Consider the following 15,630-nt stretch of genomic DNA (forward strand, 5'->3'; position numbering starts at 1 on the left):
GTTCAATATGATAGTAACCGGGGAAACGACCGTCAACGGATTCTTTTGCAATATCCTGATACATGTTTGATGTGCCGGATTGTTTTCATGTCCGGTTTAAATAGCTATGATGTTATTTGTACCCTCGATGCTAATAAGGAAAATAATGAAACGCTTGTTTTCTTACGTTGCTGTGCTTTTAATTTCGTTTTCGGTCATTTCTGTTTCATCAGTTGCTGAAGCAAAGAAATTTGGCGGAGGCCGGTCGTTTGGTTCTGTTTTTAAAACAGCTCCTGCACCTAAAAAAGCAACAACGAATACATTCAATAGTAATAAATCATCAACGGCAGCCCGTAGTTCAAACAAACGGGGACTCATGGGAGGCATTCTCGGCGGATTGCTTGCCGGTGGTCTGTTAGCGGCCTTTTTCGGTGGCGCGTTTGATGGAATACAGTTTCTGGATATTCTGATACTGGGTCTGGTGGCTTACTTTATTTTTAAATTTCTGCGCGGAATGCTTGGAGCTAAGCAGGCAAGCATGAATCAGCAGCAACCAGCTTTTGGAAATATGGACCGGGACCCCCATGTTCAGTCTCATGTTCATAATTTTGAGCAGAGTGATTCTCCGTCCGGAGGATTTGGAGCAGCGGCGCATTCGGATGTGCCTCATAATTACCCGAACGGCTTTGATAAGGCGGCTTTCATAGAAGGAGCCCGGGAGCACTATCGGATTTTACAGGGTGCCTGGAATTATAATCAGCTTGATACTATTAAAGAGTATGTGTCTGAAAGCTTGTTCAATGATCTTCGTGATGAACGGGCAAAGCTGGACGGTGAACAGCATACCGATGTGATGTATGTTGATGCGGAAATTGTGCGGGCGGATTACGATCAAAACAGAGCGCATCTCAGTATTCAGTTCAGTGGCCGCTACCGTGACGCGGTTGAAGGTATCGAAGAAAACATTGAAGATGTCTGGCATCTTGAGCGGGACTTAACCGCCGCAGACGCCCCCTGGATTATTATTGGGATACAGGGGTAGTCTTCACTGTATCGTATATAAATGAGAGGCCTGAGCATGTTAATGCTCAGGCTTTTGTTTGTCTGTACCATGAAAATGTGTCAGGACATAGTCGATCAGAAGACGAACTCTCAGAGGTAGGTTGTCTCTGTCCCGGTACAGCATATAGAGGGTTCTCGGTTTGCTGAACCATTCTGGTAACACTCTTTTTATTTCACCGGATTCAATGATTGGTAAAGCATGATAGTCCGGGAGGTATCCGATTCCCAGCCCCTGTTTGACGGAGCGGGACAGCATTTCTATGTCGTTGGTTTCGAAACGGATATGGCTGGTTGGCTGATAGCTGAATTGTTCACCGGTTTCCGCGTGTTCTAACTGCCAGGTGGTCATCGGATCGCAGAGAACGGCGGGGAAGTTCACTAAGTCTTTCGGGGTACAAAGACCGGAAGTGTCCATACCGGGTGAGCTGCAAAGAATAAAATGAATGTCTTTGAGAGGGCGGGAAATCCAGTTTTGGACGACCGGGCACCCAACACGGAAAACCACATCAATACCTTCCGATTCGATATCCAGTAACTGATTTGAAATACGAAGATCAATCCGGATATCGGCGTATTCATGAAGGAAAGAATAAAAGACATCTTTCAGGTATTGGTAACTGGCATTGATCGGCGCCGTAATTTTTATTTTTCCGGCTGGGTGGGATTTTTCTTTGTGCAAGTCATCGTCAATATTGGTCAGATCGTCAAAGATGTCTTTATAGCGATTATAAAAACTGCTTCCTGTATTGGTTAAGGTCACCCGGTGTGAATCCCGGTTCAGTAACCGGACTTTGATTTCCGATTCCAGCTTATTGATTCGTCTGCTGAGCGTTGACAGAGGAATACCCAGCTCATCCGCTGCCTTTTTGAAACTGGTGGATTTTGCCACTGCGCAGAAATAAAACAAATCATCTAAAGAATACCTTGATTTCATATTTGATATTTACCGTCTTATATTTGCAGGTTTATTCATAATATGAAATCTATACACTGACTTCATTGGTTTATCAAGTGATGGAAGAGAAAAATGAAGTCAGTATCAAAACCCGTATTTATGCTCATATTATGCGCCTTTTTTTGGGGAAGCTGTTTTCCTTTTGGAAAAGAAGCACTTCAGCAGGTGCATGCCTATACTCTGGTTATGTGGCGGTTTGTCATTGCTGCCATTTGTCTTGGTATTTACATTAAATTCAGTCGTATTTCTTTTGGAAAAATGTCTGCCCGGCAGTGGTTGATTGCCATTGGTGTCAGTGTGATTGGTGTCGGTGGTTTAAATATCGGTTTGTTTACCGGGTTAGCGTCAACCAGTTCGACAAACGGGGCGCTGATTATGGCCTTAAGTCCGTTAACCACATCTATTATTGCCTGTTTTGTCCATCGTCAGTTCCCAACAAGAGTACAGGTCGTCAGTTTGATTGTGAGTTTATGTGGTGTTGGATTGGTGATAACCAATGGCAGTTATGCGGTTATTCGTGACTTTGCGATCAATAATGGCGATATACTGATATTTAGCGGCATGTTGTGCTGGAGTTTTTATACGTTTGCCAGCCAGTCCATCAGCCGCTGGATGCCGGTGATTCCTTATACGTTTTTGGGCATGTGCAGTGGTTTTGCTGTGATCGGGGGGCTTTGCCTGTTTTCAGGTAGCATTCATCCGGTTGATGAATTATTTTCCAGCTCAGTGACCGGCATTCTGGAAGTGGTTTACATCGGGTTGTTTGGTACCGTTGCCGGATACCTGCTTTGGTTGAGTGGGGTTAAGACTTTAGGTGCATCTACCGCCTCTCTGTTTTTTAATTTTGTTCCTGTCTTTTCAGTGCTGGTATCAGTTACTATCGGTCAGGCCGTTACATCAACTCAGTTGTTGGGAATGGGCATCGTTATTATCGGATTATTGATTCCCCGCTTATTAACCTTGAGACTATTTTGGGTAAGAAAACTGGCGTAGGGAAAAAACCAGGTTTTTGATTTAGGATGAGAGAGAATTCAGAACATAAACAGTACACAGATGTGATGAAGGTCGAGACTGAAATCGACAGGGCTGTCTATTATCAAAGACAGAGCACTGTTTAGCTTCGTATTATTCAGTCTGGAGATCGTTTGTTATTCGATCAACGGTAAAGGTATTGAAGAAGCCCGTGGCAGTTTTGCCCGGGCTTTGTCGTATTGGAGAGACATTATGGATGAACAATATCAGCAGTTACCTGATGAGCTGAAACAACATATTGATGCCGCTGTTTTCAGTCGTCTGTTGAGCCATCTTTCTGACCACCCGGAAGTGAAGAATCTTGAATTAATGCTGGTTTCCGGCTTTTGCAGGGATACGCTTGCTCAGTGGTATATTGAAGAAGCGAAAGCCAGAGGATATGAATGTTCTGCCGCGGCGGCGGAATCCAGAATCTACACACCAGATGAGAATCAATAGCTATAAAATCATTGCTGGTAATGATTACCCGATAAATTGACAAAAATATCCCCATCCAGACGATTATTGGTTATAGTCAGAAAATTGTATTTGTCAGGTATTCATCTATGAATTTCGATGAGATAGATAAAAAACTTCTCAGGTTAATTCAGCATGATGGAAATATTTCGCTGAATGAACTGGCTGAAGAAGTAAATTTAACCACAACCCCCTGTTGGAAGCGCTTAAAACGCCTGGAAGACGAAGGTGTAATAAGAAAGCGTGTAGCGCTGTTGGATCCGGATGTTATTGGTCTGTCATTTACTGCTTTTGTTATGTTGAAAACCAGTGACCACTCACATCAGTGGTATCAAACGTTTGTTGATACGGTTGCAGATTATCCGGAAGTCATGGAATTTTACCGGATGGCGGGTGAATACGACTATATGCTGCGGGTTCTCGTCAAAGATATGAAAACCTTTGATAACTTTTATAAAAAATTGGTCAATAGCATTAAAGGACTCAGCGATGTTACTTCTACGTTTGCAATGGAGTCATTAAAGTACACCACTGAACTTCCTTTCTGAACAATATACCGAGATTATCATGCGCATAGTCAGTCGGGTACTAACCAAACAGCCAGGCAATGATAAAAATGACAGCCATAAAAATGGCCATAAATTTAATCAGCGGGCCGATTTCCCGGGTTCCGCCTTTTGGTGGTTCATTACAGCATCCCATTAGTCAGTCTCCATTATGTTTGATGACAAAGATACTGTAAACCTTACCCTAAGGGAAAAGTAAAGAATTAATAATCCCGGTAGCGCATGACACCTTCCTGTACCGCACTGGCGACCAATGTTCCCTGTTGATTGAATATTTGGCCTCTCACCAGTCCTCGAGTATTACTGGCAGTTGGGCTTTCGATGGCGAACAGTAGCCACTCATCCATATTAAACGAACGATGAAACCATATGGAGTGATCGATGGTTGCCACCTGAAAGTTGGGTGTCAGCAGGGAGACACCATGTGGGTGCAAGGCAGTTGTCAGAAAACCCCAGTCAGAAGCATAACCCAGCAGGCACTGATGCATGAGTTGGTCTTTTGGCAATTCACCGGTTGCTTTAATCCAAAGGTATTGTTTTGGCTCTGTTTTTTTGGGGTTGATAGGGTCAATGACATTCACAGGACGAACCTCGATGGCTTTCTCCTGCGTAAAGCTTTCAGCAAATTTCTGTGGAAGTAGATGGGCATATTTTTTAATAAGCTCTTGTTCTGAAACGTAATTTTCCGGACCCTGAATATCCGGCATCGGATTTTGGTGCTGAAACCCGGGAGCTTCGCCATGGTAAGAGGCGGTAAGATAGAAGATTGGCCGTCCGTTCTGTATGGCTTTCACCCTGCGGGTGCTGAAGCTGCGTCCGTCACGGAGTTTATCCACATCGTAGATAATGGGTTTTTCGGGATCACCGGGATAGAGAAAGTAGCTGTGCATGGAATGGACAGTGCGGTCAGCCGGCACCGTATAGCGTGACGCTGACAAAGCCTGACCGATAACCTGCCCGCCAAAAACCTGTGGCAAACCAATATGTTCACTGTTACCACGGAACAGACATTCTTCCAGTTTTTCCAGATTTAACAACTGGAGTAGATTGTTGAGAGCTTGACTCATATTGCCTCTGATGTGTCTTTATGAAGCGTACAGAAAGTGATATCAAACTGCTCTTATCATTAAAAATCAAGTTTAATTACAATTTAATGTAGGGCGCTTTGCGGCTCCCAGCGGTATTGTCGCAAAGATACACTGCCAGACTGACGTACTGTGATTTCTTCTTCTGTCAGTTTATTTAACTGACGCTGATAGTCTTCCCCTTTTAATGAGATACATCCTTTACTGTTCACAACCCGGTACCAGGGTAACTGAGAGTCAGGGGGTATTTTGCTTAGTGCTTTACCAACGTGCCGGGCATATCCGGGAAAACCCGCCATTCTGGCCACGTCGCCGTAAGTGGATACTCTTCCTTTAGGAATCGAGTTTACAACGGAAAAGACAGACGCTAAAAAGTGATTCTGAAAATGGGAATTTTGATTCATCTGCAACTCCACCTAAAGTGAAAGATAAAATTGTACAATTTTTTATTCTCTTGTGCTTATTATTGTTTGAAACTTATACAATTGGTCAGTTTTTAGTGTATTATTGACCCAATTTATTAAAAATAAAAACAAATCACAACGTCATGAAAAAAGCCATACTGGTCCTGATTAGTCTTTTCTGGCTGACGACCATCGGCAGTAATGCTCAGGCTCGTGATGAGACACAAGCCTCCCCAACCTACAGAATCGGCATCGAAGCAGATGATGTCACTACACGAGTTTTGTTTAATTCGGCAGCTTATCATTTCGATTTTAACGTGCAGTACGTCAGATATCCGAGTTTTGATGCGATTTTAAAAGCCATTGAAACCGGGGATGCCGACTTTGCTGCTAATGTAACTTTTACTCAAGAGAGGGCGAAACGTTTCGAAATATCAAGACCGACAAATATTGAATACACTTATATGTTCAGTAAGCATGGTGCCAGGCTGGATGATATTTCATCGATTGGTGTACCGGAAGGAACCATCTACGGTCAGCTCATCCGGGATCATTACCCACAGATGAAGCAGATATCTTATCTTGGCCATGACGCCGCAGTTACGCTTTTAAGAAGTGGGGCAGTAGATGGGGTCATTGACGCCATTAATCAGTTAAAACCGATGTTGTTTAAGGGATTTGAAGCCGAAATCTTAAATGATCAGCTTCCTATTAAACCGGTGTCTATTATAGCTCCTTCCGGCAAGCATTCAGAGTTACTGAAGAAAATTCAGCAGTACGCATATTCAGCAGATCTACAACGGATGCTGAGTTCTTCAATTAAAAAATATCAGCTCGATATCCGTAAGCAGGCACTCCGGCTGGCCGTCAGAGAAAGTGGTTTGGATATGCAAAGGATTTACCGGGTTAAGCTGGAAGATCTGAGTGAGTATACCATCTACCACAAGAACGGTGATGTGGATGGAATTAGTGCTGATGTCGTGTTTCAGGCCTGTAAGATGCTAATGATTAAATGCGACTTACTCAGCCAGTCTGGCGAATCGTGGGAAAACATGTATTCGGAGCTATTGCAGAAGAAAATTGACATTCTTTCGCCGACCATTATTTCGGAACGCCGAAAAAAACACATGTATTTTAGTGATCCTTATTATTTCCCTGAAGTGGTGCTGATAAAACGGGAGAATTACAAAAATAACGTGTACAGCAATATCTCGGAATTAATTACCGAGAGAATCGGTGTGATTAAAGACGATTTTTTCGATACATTATTAACCAGAATGTTGCCGAACAAAGTGCTTTACCGGTTTTCGAGTCAGAAAAAACAGATTCAGGCGCTTTTGGATAAAAAAGTGGATTACATTGTATTAAGCCGGATTAATTATAATCACTTGTTACGTAATTCCGATACCGTTTTCCCGATTCAGGAAGATACTTTAATTGGTAACTTCTATAAGTCTAAGGTTGCGATCGCCTTCCCTAAAAATGAAGAAGGCAGATTACTTGCTCCATTGTTTTCCCGCGCTATTCACATGATTGATATGTCGAAAATAATCACTAAGTACAATGTGCTTCCAGACTGGCGTGCAACGTTAATTGCCGAGAAACGATTTAACCGCCATAGTTTGTGGTTTCTGTTCGGTTTGTTACTGGCTTTGGCCGTGGTGGCTTATTATCTTCATATTCAGGCATTGACCGATAACTTAACCAAACTGAAAAACCGCCGGGCTTTGTACCGTAAATATGTTCGTGGTATTTCTTCACGTCATACTGTTGTCTATCTGGATGTAAACCGTTTTAAGCCCATTAACGATACGTTTGGCCACGAAGTGGGAGATAAGGTATTAATGCGGCTGGCGGAAAGAATTATGGCCCACTGGAAAGGAACTGGATACCGGATCGGTGGCGACGAATTCATTCTGGTCGGAGACAGTAAGGGGGAAGAACTGCTAGAGTCGATTGCTAATTTCGAACGTTTTGTTTTTATCGATTCTGATCGTAACCTGAGCTTTACCGTGACGGTTGCGGTCGGGATTTCGCAAAACAGAGAGCAGCAATATATGGATCTGGAAGATGTTCTGCATCATACCGATATTGAAATGTACCGTTCTAAATACAAATCCCGGAGTTTTAAGTCCGCTTCCATCGATATGTCTGAGCCGGATCAGGAGCAAAAATGGGCCTGAAAGTAGAAAGTGGTTAATCACTAAGCGATTAAATTATATGTCGCTCAAATTAAGGGAATATCACTTGCAATGACGGGTTCGTTGTTTAATAATCACCGCACTCTTAAGCAGAGTAACAAATAGAATCTATGGAGGCTCTGGTCCTCCCGCAACACTAGTTTGTGAACCTGGTCAGGTCCGGAAGGAAGCAGCCACAGCAGATGACGTGTGTGCCGGGATGTGGCTGGGGCCTCCGCCCTTTTTGTCGCTGAAAGCATAAAGTGTCCTATTAAAAGCATAAGCTGTCCTTTTAAAACTCATAAAATGTCCTAAACTTAATTTGGTTGTTTTATTACAACGTTAAGGGACAAGTTATGTACGTTCGAAATCTTCGCAAACCATCTGCAACTAAGAATGTATACAAGTTTGCAAGTTCTAATACCAATCACACTAATTAACTGGTCAATATAGTCCAATCTCTAAAACAGAGCGAAATGACTCTACTTTTGTCTGCACAAAAACGATTCCAAGCACTACACAGCTTGTCGACAATATCGTCATAACATTCAAAACACCTATTGCCTATTTCGTTCTGACGTAACCAACTCCATACCTGCTCTATTGGGTTGAGTTCCGGCGAATAGGGCGGTATATGAATGACAGTCAGGTTCTTAAATGAATCAGCAAGATAACTTTGATGCCAACTGGCTTGGTCCATGATGACGACAGCATGTTTGTCTGTGGGTGTTGATTGTGAAATAAGCCTGAGTTGCTCTTTCATTGCTTCCATGTTGCTCATTGGAACAACAATAGCTTCCGCTTCTCCGATATTAACGCATACCGCCCCAAATAGGTATGCATACTCAAATTGCTGCTGTTGTACCGCTCTGGGGCGAGTCCCTTTTTCTGCCCATATTCGGGTTGTTGTGTTGCGCTGGCCAAATCTGGCTTCATCTTGAAACCAGATTTGAACATCTTTTAAAGCAACATGTCCTGGGATCTTAAGGATCGTTTCTATTAGGAATTTTTTTAAAAGCTTCTTGCGCTTCTACTGATTGTTTTGGGTGCTTTGAACGCGTTGTTATCCAAACTAAATCAAGTTTTCTCAATATCTTATAGATGCGGATAAGCTGTACGATAGGCCAAATTCTTCATGGATGAATTCAATAATATCTGTCCCCTGCAGTCTTCCACCTTCAGGTTTAATCGCATTGGAAGTTATGTACAGCTTTAACTGAGATAGCTGATCTTCAGTCAGTCGTGGAGGACGGCCTGTATGCTGCTTTTCTACCAAGCCTTCAACACCATTCTTTAAATAAGCCGCCACCCAGTTATTGACACTGGTACGGCTGACTTTTAAATATTTGGCGATCTGAGTACGGCTTTTTCCATCCACAAAATGGGATATAGCAAGAAGTCTCGTACGCATCCTGGCATCAGATGTTTCACGAATAAGTTTTGGGAAGTTAGGGGTCGTCATATCAGCTCCTATTGAAGCTGATATTAGATCATAAAATTAGTGTGATTGGTATCAGATGGGTAAATCGAAGAGAAAAATCACCAACTGGAAAGAATACAACCAAGCGCTCGTAAACCGAGGTTCGCTGACTTTCTGGATGAATGACGCCGCAATCACCAATTGGTACTGCGATACGCCGTCTGGACGCAGAGGTAGAAGCAATGAGTTCAGCGATTCCGCGATAGAGACTGCCCTGATGCTGAAAGGAATTTTCAACTTGCCACTCCGTGCTCTACAGGGCTTTATTGATTCGCTGTTTCGTCTGATAGATGTAGATTTGCGTTCACCGAATTACACCAGCATAAGCAAACGAGCACGAACAGTAGAGGTGGACTATCGCCAGCCTCGGCGTTTTTCAAGATAGTTGTCACTACTTGCTTAGTTATTAAGCAACTTCTCTTTCTGGATTCAAGTGAACCTCTCCTATCGGTTCACAGTTCCTGATCTTTCCTTTTTATAGCCTTGAGCATGGAGTTATAGTATTTGGGTTTATTTTTAGACTTTTGCTCACGTTCAGGGATATTAACTTGATTGCTATCTTTATTGTGACCGTGTCTTGTAAGTAAAGTGACACTATGATCTGCTTCTTGTATCGCATATGCCATCCTCTCATATGCATCTTCAAGTTCATATATGTTGGCTCTTTCTCCCGCCAAGCATGATACAAGTTGCTTTAGTTCTTCAATATTCTTATCTATTCGGCCGTATTTGCACTGCTGCTTAAAGATAGCTGACGATACATTGTAACAACATAAGTAATCCAAACGAACAAGACAGTATAGAGTGCCATGATTCTAACATTACCTGACCATGCAGAGCGACGCCGAATTATCAAAAAAATGCATAAGACAAAGGATAAAGACCATTATCGCCGTTTGAATGCCATATTACTTCTGGCTGACGGACAGACTGTCACAAAAGTTCCTCTGCTTTCAGATACGTTGGTAGAGATAAAAAGAGTCATTATTATATCAATGCCTTCTTATATGGGGGCAATTGTCGTCGATAGCTTTGATAAAGAGTAACGTCTTAATTATTTCTTTATTCTCGTGAAAATTTTTTTGTCTCCCCTCTTGAAGTCTATTTTTCTTGTCCCTATATAGCAAAACGAAAGCGCAGTATTACGTTTTATTGATCATAATGATGTCTTTTATTTGAGTAATTATAGGAGGCTAACCTCATGAATATTCGACCTTTAAATGATCGACTGATTGTTGAAAGACTTGAAGCGGAGAATTTGTCTGAAGGAGGCATTGTACTTACATCGCAATCCGTTAAAAAATCCAATAGAGGTAAAGTCGTTGCTGTCGGTTTAGGTCAGCGGCTGGAAAACGGTGAGAGGGCGGTACTGGATGTCAAAGTCGATGACATCGTTATTTTTAATGACGGGTATGGGGTAAAAGCGGAAAAAATTGATGGTACCGAGTACCTAATTCTTTCTGAATCTGATGTGTTAGCAATTGTCGAGTAATCAAACTATCGTTGTTTTTTGAGGAGATAATCATGACTGCAAAAGAAGTTTTATTTGCTGATGAATCGCGTCAAAAGATGCTTAAAGGCGTTAACCTACTGGCTGATGCGGTTAAAGTAACATTGGGGCCAAAAGGCCGAAACGTGGTGCTTGATAAGTCTTTTGGCGCACCAACCATTACCAAAGATGGTGTCTCTGTGGCAAAAGAGATTGAACTGGAAGATAAGTTCGAGAATATGGGCGCGCAGATGGTGAAGCAGGTTGCGTCTAAGGCTAATGATGAAGCTGGTGATGGTACAACTACGGCAACGGTTCTTGCTCAATCTCTGATTAATGAAGGTCTGAAAGCTGTGGCTTCGGGTATGAATCCGATGGACCTGAAACGAGGTATTGATAAAGCGACTGAGGCTGCGGTAGATAAACTGAGAGAGATAGCGCAACCATGCAGTGATAAGGAGTCGATTACCCAGGTTGGCAGCATTTCAGCTAATAGCGACAGAGCAATCGGGGAGATCATCGCTGAAGCGATGGAGAAGGTGGGACGAAATGGCGTGATCACGGTAGAAGAGGGGCAGGGTCTTAATAATGAGCTTGCCGTAGTTGAGGGCATGCAGTTTGACCGTGGCTATTTGTCACCTTACTTTATTACTAACCAGGAATCGGGCAGTGTTGAACTGGATAACCCCTACATTCTGATGGTGGACAAAAAAGTAAGTAATATCCGCGAATTACTACCGGTACTGGAAGAAGTAGCCAAACAGTCCCGCTCGCTATTGATTATCGCAGAAGATATTGAGGGCGAGGCGCTGGCAACACTCGTTGTGAATAATATGCGCGGTATTGTACGTGCGTCGGCAGTTAAAGCGCCTGGCTTTGGTGATAACCGTAAGGCGATGATGGAAGATATCGCTGTACTTACACAAGGAACGCTTATCAGTGAAGAGCTTGGTCATGAACTGGAAAAAGTGACGTTAGAGCAACTGGGTAGCGCGAAGAGAGTAACCATCACCAAAGATGCCACTATTATCGTGGGAGGAAAGGCCAGTGAAAGTAGCATCAGAGATCGCATAGCCTCCATTGAAAAACAAATTGCCGCAACCAGTTCTAATTACGATAAAGAGAAACTGCAGCAGCGCATTGCTAAGCTGTCTGGTGGTGTTGCCGTAATTAAGATCGGTGCAGCGACAGAAGTGGAAATGAAGGAGAAAAAAGATCGGGTTGACGATGCTCTGCATGCGACTCGTGCCGCAGTTGAAGAAGGCATCATTGCCGGCGGTGGTGTTGCCCTGACGAAGATAGCCAATGAGTTAGCCGATTTGACCGGTGACAACGACGACCAGAATATGGGCATTCGAGTGGCATTGCGTGCAATGGAAGAGCCGTTGCGCCAGATTGCAAACAATGCGGGTGATGAAGCCTCGGTGGTTGCTAATGCGGTGAAAGGCGGTGATGCTTACTATGGATTCAATGCAGCAACGGGGCAATACGGCAATATGATCGAGATGGGGATTTTGGATCCGGCTAAGGTTACCCGTTCAGCGTTGCAGTATGCAGCATCCGTGGCTGGTTTGATGGTTACCACTGAAGCGATGATCTCTGAAAAGGCGAAAGATAAGGAGTTGGCACAGTAACTTGAGCATGAGCGGGCAAGTTATGCTCGCTCTTATATACGTTAATATTGCTGGGTACATAGAGAGTTCTGGGTTTATAAAAACTAGATATTTATTAACCGGCTTAATAAATATCTTTTATATAAATAATCTTGATCTATTTACATCTCAGCGTTATATAAATAAGTGAAAAGGTTGTCTTACTAGAGACTTTTTCATAAACATTGTTTTTGTTATATGTTGCTTCTTTGGAGGATATATTATGAACTCAATTGACCTATCTCCACTATATCGTAGTAGTGTTGGATTTGATCGCCTGGCTTCACTGATTGATCATGCATTAACCAGTGATACGGCCGTGAGCGGTTATCCCCCATATAATATTGAAGTTCTGAATGAAAACCGCTATGCCATTACTCTGGCCGTAGCTGGATTTGTTCAGGAAGAACTTGATATTCAAGTCGAAAAAGGTGTATTGACTGTACGCGGCCATAAGGATGCAGATAAAGAGCGGAAGTATCTTCATCAGGGGATTGCCAATCGAACATTTGAACGTAAGTTCAATCTGGCTGATTATGTTGAAGTCACCAATGCGGACCTTTCTAACGGTTTGCTAACCATTACTTTAGTGAAAGAAATCCCTGAAGCGATGAAGCCAAAGACCATTGCTATTAATCAAAATAGTAAGGTACTAGAGCACAAAGCTGAAGAGAAAATCACCCAAGATGGTGCAGCCGCTTAAATTTAAATAATGATAGGGTACATGTTCTGTACCCTATCATTTAATGCTTAGAAAGAAATGATAGGGTAGGTATTACCAGACAAATTTAGTTGTAGCAGTGATTCGTTTTTTAACATTAAAGCGGGCGAGTTAGTCCTATGTTTATTGGCTAAGGTGCTTTTTTGGTGTCATCACTTATTATCGAGGTAAGTTCGGTATTAATAGAATCACTGTCAATAGAACTAATCAAACGCTGGTGCACAAACTTGTTCAGGTGTGCATTATGGACCGTCTTTACCATCCACTTAACTCATTGTTTGAGATACTCGTAGAGTGTGTGCTTAACTATGATGGCTTATATAGAAAAGTGCCAACCAATAATCGTGTTACTATACTTTAACTAATTCATGATTAGCTAAATTAGCAACGTTGCAGACTCATTTCTGTCCAAAACCTTGTTACGATGGCAAGATTAGTCGTGTGATTTTGGGTATGATTACATCTGGTTCTGTATGTGGTTTTCTTTCACAAGATTCATTGGAGTTAAGCTGAAACAAAAAATAGGACACCTTATGCTTTCATCTTAGGACACAATATGGTTTTACTGTGTTATTAATGGCTTGGTTTATAATGGGGTGTTAGGACATTTTATGCTTTCAGCGACATCTTGATATGTGCAAAATAAGTCAGCAAATTTGCACACTAAGTCAGCATAGACTATTTTCTGTTGTAGGTTTACTACAAAAGTTCTTTCACATGGAGTCTTCTAGCCAAGAAACTGGGCTGAAATCTCAAATTCTCAAAAACTTATTTGACGAAGACGATGACTGCCGACCCTCAATTGATACTTTCCCTGAAAAATACAACAAGAAGTATTGTAGCGGCCAATAAAAATTGACCGCTATTTAAGATGCTTTCAACAGTTAACGTTCATTTTCCGGTAATAATGGCGGAATGGAAGGAACCATGGGTGCGTTATCAATATCTTCCTGAGTCATTTTAAACTTTTCCGGGTAATGTTCCCGGCTGATACGTCGTAAAGGTTCGGTTGAACGCCAGGTGTACAGGCAGTGTTGGCATTGGTAAACTTCCCAAACATCAGGTACCTGTGATTTTGCGAGTACTTCAATATTGTTCTCACCACAGCGTGGACAAATCATTATTTACTCTCCTGTTTTTGTGCAGAGATCATTTCAGTTAATTTGGTTATCCATTCTTTTGTTTCCGGTAGATCTTTTACTGGTTGGCTGAAATGACCTCGATTATCTGGCGCAACGGGAGTTGTTGCATCGATGATGAGTTTATCGGTGATTCCTGCAGGGGATGAGCCTGGATCCAGCTCAAGAACAGACATATTGGGTAATTGAACTAAATCTCCTGCCGGATTAACTTTTGCAGACATAGCCCACATGACTTGCTGTAGGTCGAATGGATCAACGTCTTCGTCAACCATTATGACCATTTTGACATAACCCAGACCATGTGGGGTTGTCATTGCCCGAAGCCCAACGGCTCTTGCAAAGCCACCATACCGCTTTTTCGTTGAGATAATGGCTAATAGGCCGTGAGTGTACATTGCGTTTACGGCTTGTACTTCCGGAAATTCTGCCTTTAACTGTTGGTATAAAGGGACACAAGTCGCCGGTCCCATCAGGTAATCGATTTCGGTCCAGGGCATACCCAAATATAAAGATTCGTAGATAGGATTGGTTCGGTAAGACACTTTATCGATGCGAACTACGGTCATATTTCTCCCGCCGGAATAGTGACCGGTAAATTCTCCGAATGGTCCTTCTATTTCACGAATCCGACTTTCAATCACCCCTTCAATAACGACTTCTGCCCCCCAGGGAACATCAAAACCTGTCAGTGGTGCTGTCGTGATGGGATACGCTTTTTCGCGTAGCGCTCCTGCCATCTCGTATTCAGATTGATCGTATTTTAGTGGTGTTGCTCCCATTAGGGTAATGATCGGGTCATTACCCAGTGTGATAGCAATTGGTAAATCTTGCCCTCGTTCTTCCGCTTTATTCAGATGAATGGCGATATCGTGCATTGGTACTGGCTGTAAGCCCAGTTTACGTTTTCCTTTTACCTCTAAACGATAAATACCCACATTTTGTTTACCAAAATTATCAGGATCTGTCGGATCGCGAGAAATGGTACATGCCTTATCTAAATAAAAACCACCATCGCCATCGTTGAGGCGAAATAGCGGAAGAATATCAAATAGGTTGATGTCATCCCCTTCTGTCGTGTTTTCGGCCCAGGGTGGGTTGTCACGTCGCTCTGGTGCAATCGGATAGTTGTCCCACCGACGGATGAATTCTGAGATTTGCTCACTGACAGGCGTTTTCGGTGGTAGGTTCATCGAGATCGCATGATTTTGCCAGGAACCAATGGTATTCATTGCTATACGAGCATTGGTAAAACCTTCAATATTATCAAACCATAATGCAGGCGCACCTTCACCAATTCGGCCGGTCGCATTTGCGGCTGCAGCTATATCGGGTTCTGCTTTTACTTGTTCAGAAATTCTGAGTAATTGCCCGTTATCTTCTAATGATTGCAGGAAACTGCGTAAATCATCGTATGCCATAGTGTTTTC

13 protein-coding genes, 1 other RNA gene and 4 pseudogenes are annotated in these 15,630 nt (G+C 42.7%); 12 read left to right on the plus strand and 6 right to left on the minus strand.

Annotated features, from left to right (window positions below; all coding sequences use genetic code 11):
• Positions 1–145 precede the first annotated feature (145 nt).
• Positions 146–1,021 (plus strand): Tim44 domain-containing protein, encoded by an 876-nt coding sequence (locus LRQ06_RS12545; RefSeq protein ID WP_232766831.1) that lies wholly within the window; start codon positions 146–148, stop codon positions 1,019–1,021.
• Between the two features lie 39 nt (positions 1,022–1,060).
• Here LRQ06_RS12545 and LRQ06_RS12550 read toward each other — a convergent pair whose 3' ends face one another.
• On the minus strand, positions 1,061–1,975 hold the full coding sequence (locus LRQ06_RS12550; protein ID WP_232766832.1) for a LysR family transcriptional regulator: 915 nt from the start codon (positions 1,973–1,975) through the stop codon (positions 1,061–1,063).
• A gap of 93 nt (positions 1,976–2,068) precedes the next feature.
• On the opposite strand from LRQ06_RS12550, the gene LRQ06_RS12555 reads away from it, so the two are divergent.
• From LRQ06_RS12555 to LRQ06_RS12565, 3 genes are all read left to right on the plus strand, one after another.
• Positions 2,069–2,989: a DMT family transporter gene (locus LRQ06_RS12555; protein WP_232766834.1), complete on the plus strand. Its 921-nt coding sequence runs from the start codon at positions 2,069–2,071 to the stop codon at positions 2,987–2,989.
• A gap of 231 nt (positions 2,990–3,220) precedes the next feature.
• Positions 3,221–3,466: a DUF1244 domain-containing protein gene (locus tag LRQ06_RS12560; RefSeq protein ID WP_232766835.1), complete on the plus strand. Its 246-nt coding sequence runs from the start codon at positions 3,221–3,223 to the stop codon at positions 3,464–3,466.
• 107 nt (positions 3,467–3,573) lie between these two features.
• Entirely contained in the window at positions 3,574–4,032 is a 459-nt protein-coding gene (locus LRQ06_RS12565) for an Lrp/AsnC family transcriptional regulator (RefSeq protein ID WP_232766836.1), read from the plus strand.
• A 221-nt stretch (positions 4,033–4,253) separates the two neighbouring features.
• Here the strand turns inward: LRQ06_RS12565 and tesB are convergent, their stop codons facing one another.
• Together tesB and LRQ06_RS12575 are read right to left on the minus strand one after the other, a co-directional pair.
• Entirely contained in the window at positions 4,254–5,117 is an 864-nt protein-coding gene (gene tesB / locus LRQ06_RS12570; protein WP_232766837.1) for an acyl-CoA thioesterase II, read from the minus strand.
• Positions 5,118–5,200: 83 nt separating this feature from the next.
• Positions 5,201–5,539, minus strand: a complete 339-nt coding sequence (locus LRQ06_RS12575; protein ID WP_232766838.1) for an MGMT family protein — start codon at positions 5,537–5,539, stop codon at positions 5,201–5,203.
• Positions 5,540–5,682: 143 nt separating this feature from the next.
• Between LRQ06_RS12575 and LRQ06_RS12580 the strand changes: the two genes are divergently transcribed.
• Both LRQ06_RS12580 and ffs read left to right on the plus strand, forming a co-directional pair.
• Complete coding sequence (locus LRQ06_RS12580) at positions 5,683–7,722, plus strand: GGDEF domain-containing protein (RefSeq protein ID WP_232766839.1); 2,040 nt, start codon at positions 5,683–5,685, stop codon at positions 7,720–7,722.
• 135 nt (positions 7,723–7,857) lie between these two features.
• Positions 7,858–7,954, plus strand: an RNA gene (gene ffs, locus LRQ06_RS12585) — signal recognition particle sRNA small type.
• A 201-nt stretch (positions 7,955–8,155) separates the two neighbouring features.
• On the opposite strand, the pseudogene LRQ06_RS12590 reads toward ffs, so the two are convergent.
• Positions 8,156–9,181 (minus strand): annotated as a pseudogene (locus LRQ06_RS12590) (IS630 family transposase).
• A 55-nt stretch (positions 9,182–9,236) separates the two neighbouring features.
• Here LRQ06_RS12590 and LRQ06_RS12595 point away from each other — a divergent pair.
• The 6 genes and pseudogenes from LRQ06_RS12595 to LRQ06_RS12615 all read left to right on the plus strand — a co-directional run.
• Positions 9,237–9,566: pseudogene (locus LRQ06_RS12595) on the plus strand (transposase); the annotation flags it as partial.
• A 442-nt stretch (positions 9,567–10,008) separates the two neighbouring features.
• Positions 10,009–10,155: pseudogene (locus LRQ06_RS12600) on the plus strand (IS630 family transposase); the annotation flags it as partial.
• Positions 10,138–10,245: pseudogene (locus LRQ06_RS21215) on the plus strand (DUF2391 family protein); the annotation flags it as partial. The pseudogenes LRQ06_RS12600 and LRQ06_RS21215, both read left to right, overlap by 18 nt.
• A 155-nt stretch (positions 10,246–10,400) precedes the next feature.
• Complete coding sequence (locus LRQ06_RS12605; protein ID WP_232766840.1) at positions 10,401–10,691, plus strand: co-chaperone GroES; 291 nt, start codon at positions 10,401–10,403, stop codon at positions 10,689–10,691.
• 32 nt (positions 10,692–10,723) lie between these two features.
• Positions 10,724–12,322 (plus strand): chaperonin GroEL, encoded by a 1,599-nt coding sequence (gene groL / locus LRQ06_RS12610; protein WP_232766841.1) that lies wholly within the window; start codon positions 10,724–10,726, stop codon positions 12,320–12,322.
• Positions 12,323–12,563: 241 nt separating this feature from the next.
• Positions 12,564–13,043 (plus strand): Hsp20 family protein, encoded by a 480-nt coding sequence (locus LRQ06_RS12615; protein WP_232766842.1) that lies wholly within the window; start codon positions 12,564–12,566, stop codon positions 13,041–13,043.
• 902 nt (positions 13,044–13,945) lie between these two features.
• Here LRQ06_RS12615 and LRQ06_RS12620 read toward each other — a convergent pair.
• Complete coding sequence (locus LRQ06_RS12620) at positions 13,946–14,182, minus strand: non-oxidative hydroxyarylic acid decarboxylases subunit D (protein ID WP_232766844.1); 237 nt, start codon at positions 14,180–14,182, stop codon at positions 13,946–13,948.
• Entirely contained in the window at positions 14,182–15,621 is a 1,440-nt protein-coding gene (locus tag LRQ06_RS12625) for a non-oxidative hydroxyarylic acid decarboxylases subunit C (protein ID WP_232766845.1), read from the minus strand. The genes LRQ06_RS12620 and LRQ06_RS12625 overlap by 1 nt, the downstream gene beginning before the upstream one ends.
• Positions 15,622–15,630: the final 9 nt, after the last annotated feature.

It is taken from the genome of Vibrio salinus, assembly GCF_021272385.1.
Taxonomy (GTDB): domain Bacteria; phylum Pseudomonadota; class Gammaproteobacteria; order Enterobacterales; family Vibrionaceae; genus Vibrio; species Vibrio salinus.

What these genes read in the sequence shown, in the direction of transcription:
- LRQ06_RS12620 (WP_232766844.1), bottom strand. Translation starts at nt 14,182, where the DNA reads ATGATTTGTCCACGCTGTGGTGAGAACAATATTGAAGTACTCGCAAAA.
- LRQ06_RS12575 (WP_232766838.1), bottom strand. Translation starts at nt 5,539, where the DNA reads ATGAATCAAAATTCCCATTTTCAGAATCACTTTTTAGCGTCTGTCTTT.
- LRQ06_RS12550 (WP_232766832.1), bottom strand. Translation starts at nt 1,975, where the DNA reads ATGAAATCAAGGTATTCTTTAGATGATTTGTTTTATTTCTGCGCAGTG.
- LRQ06_RS12615 (WP_232766842.1), top strand. Translation starts at nt 12,564, where the DNA reads ATGAACTCAATTGACCTATCTCCACTATATCGTAGTAGTGTTGGATTT.
- LRQ06_RS12605 (WP_232766840.1), top strand. Translation starts at nt 10,401, where the DNA reads ATGAATATTCGACCTTTAAATGATCGACTGATTGTTGAAAGACTTGAA.
- LRQ06_RS12545 (WP_232766831.1), top strand. Translation starts at nt 146, where the DNA reads ATGAAACGCTTGTTTTCTTACGTTGCTGTGCTTTTAATTTCGTTTTCG.
- LRQ06_RS12580 (WP_232766839.1), top strand. Translation starts at nt 5,683, where the DNA reads ATGAAAAAAGCCATACTGGTCCTGATTAGTCTTTTCTGGCTGACGACC.
- tesB (WP_232766837.1), bottom strand. Translation starts at nt 5,117, where the DNA reads ATGAGTCAAGCTCTCAACAATCTACTCCAGTTGTTAAATCTGGAAAAA.
- groL (WP_232766841.1), top strand. Translation starts at nt 10,724, where the DNA reads ATGACTGCAAAAGAAGTTTTATTTGCTGATGAATCGCGTCAAAAGATG.
- LRQ06_RS12555 (WP_232766834.1), top strand. Translation starts at nt 2,069, where the DNA reads ATGAAGTCAGTATCAAAACCCGTATTTATGCTCATATTATGCGCCTTT.
- LRQ06_RS12560 (WP_232766835.1), top strand. Translation starts at nt 3,221, where the DNA reads ATGGATGAACAATATCAGCAGTTACCTGATGAGCTGAAACAACATATT.
- LRQ06_RS12625 (WP_232766845.1), bottom strand. Translation starts at nt 15,621, where the DNA reads ATGGCATACGATGATTTACGCAGTTTCCTGCAATCATTAGAAGATAAC.
- LRQ06_RS12565 (WP_232766836.1), top strand. Translation starts at nt 3,574, where the DNA reads ATGAATTTCGATGAGATAGATAAAAAACTTCTCAGGTTAATTCAGCAT.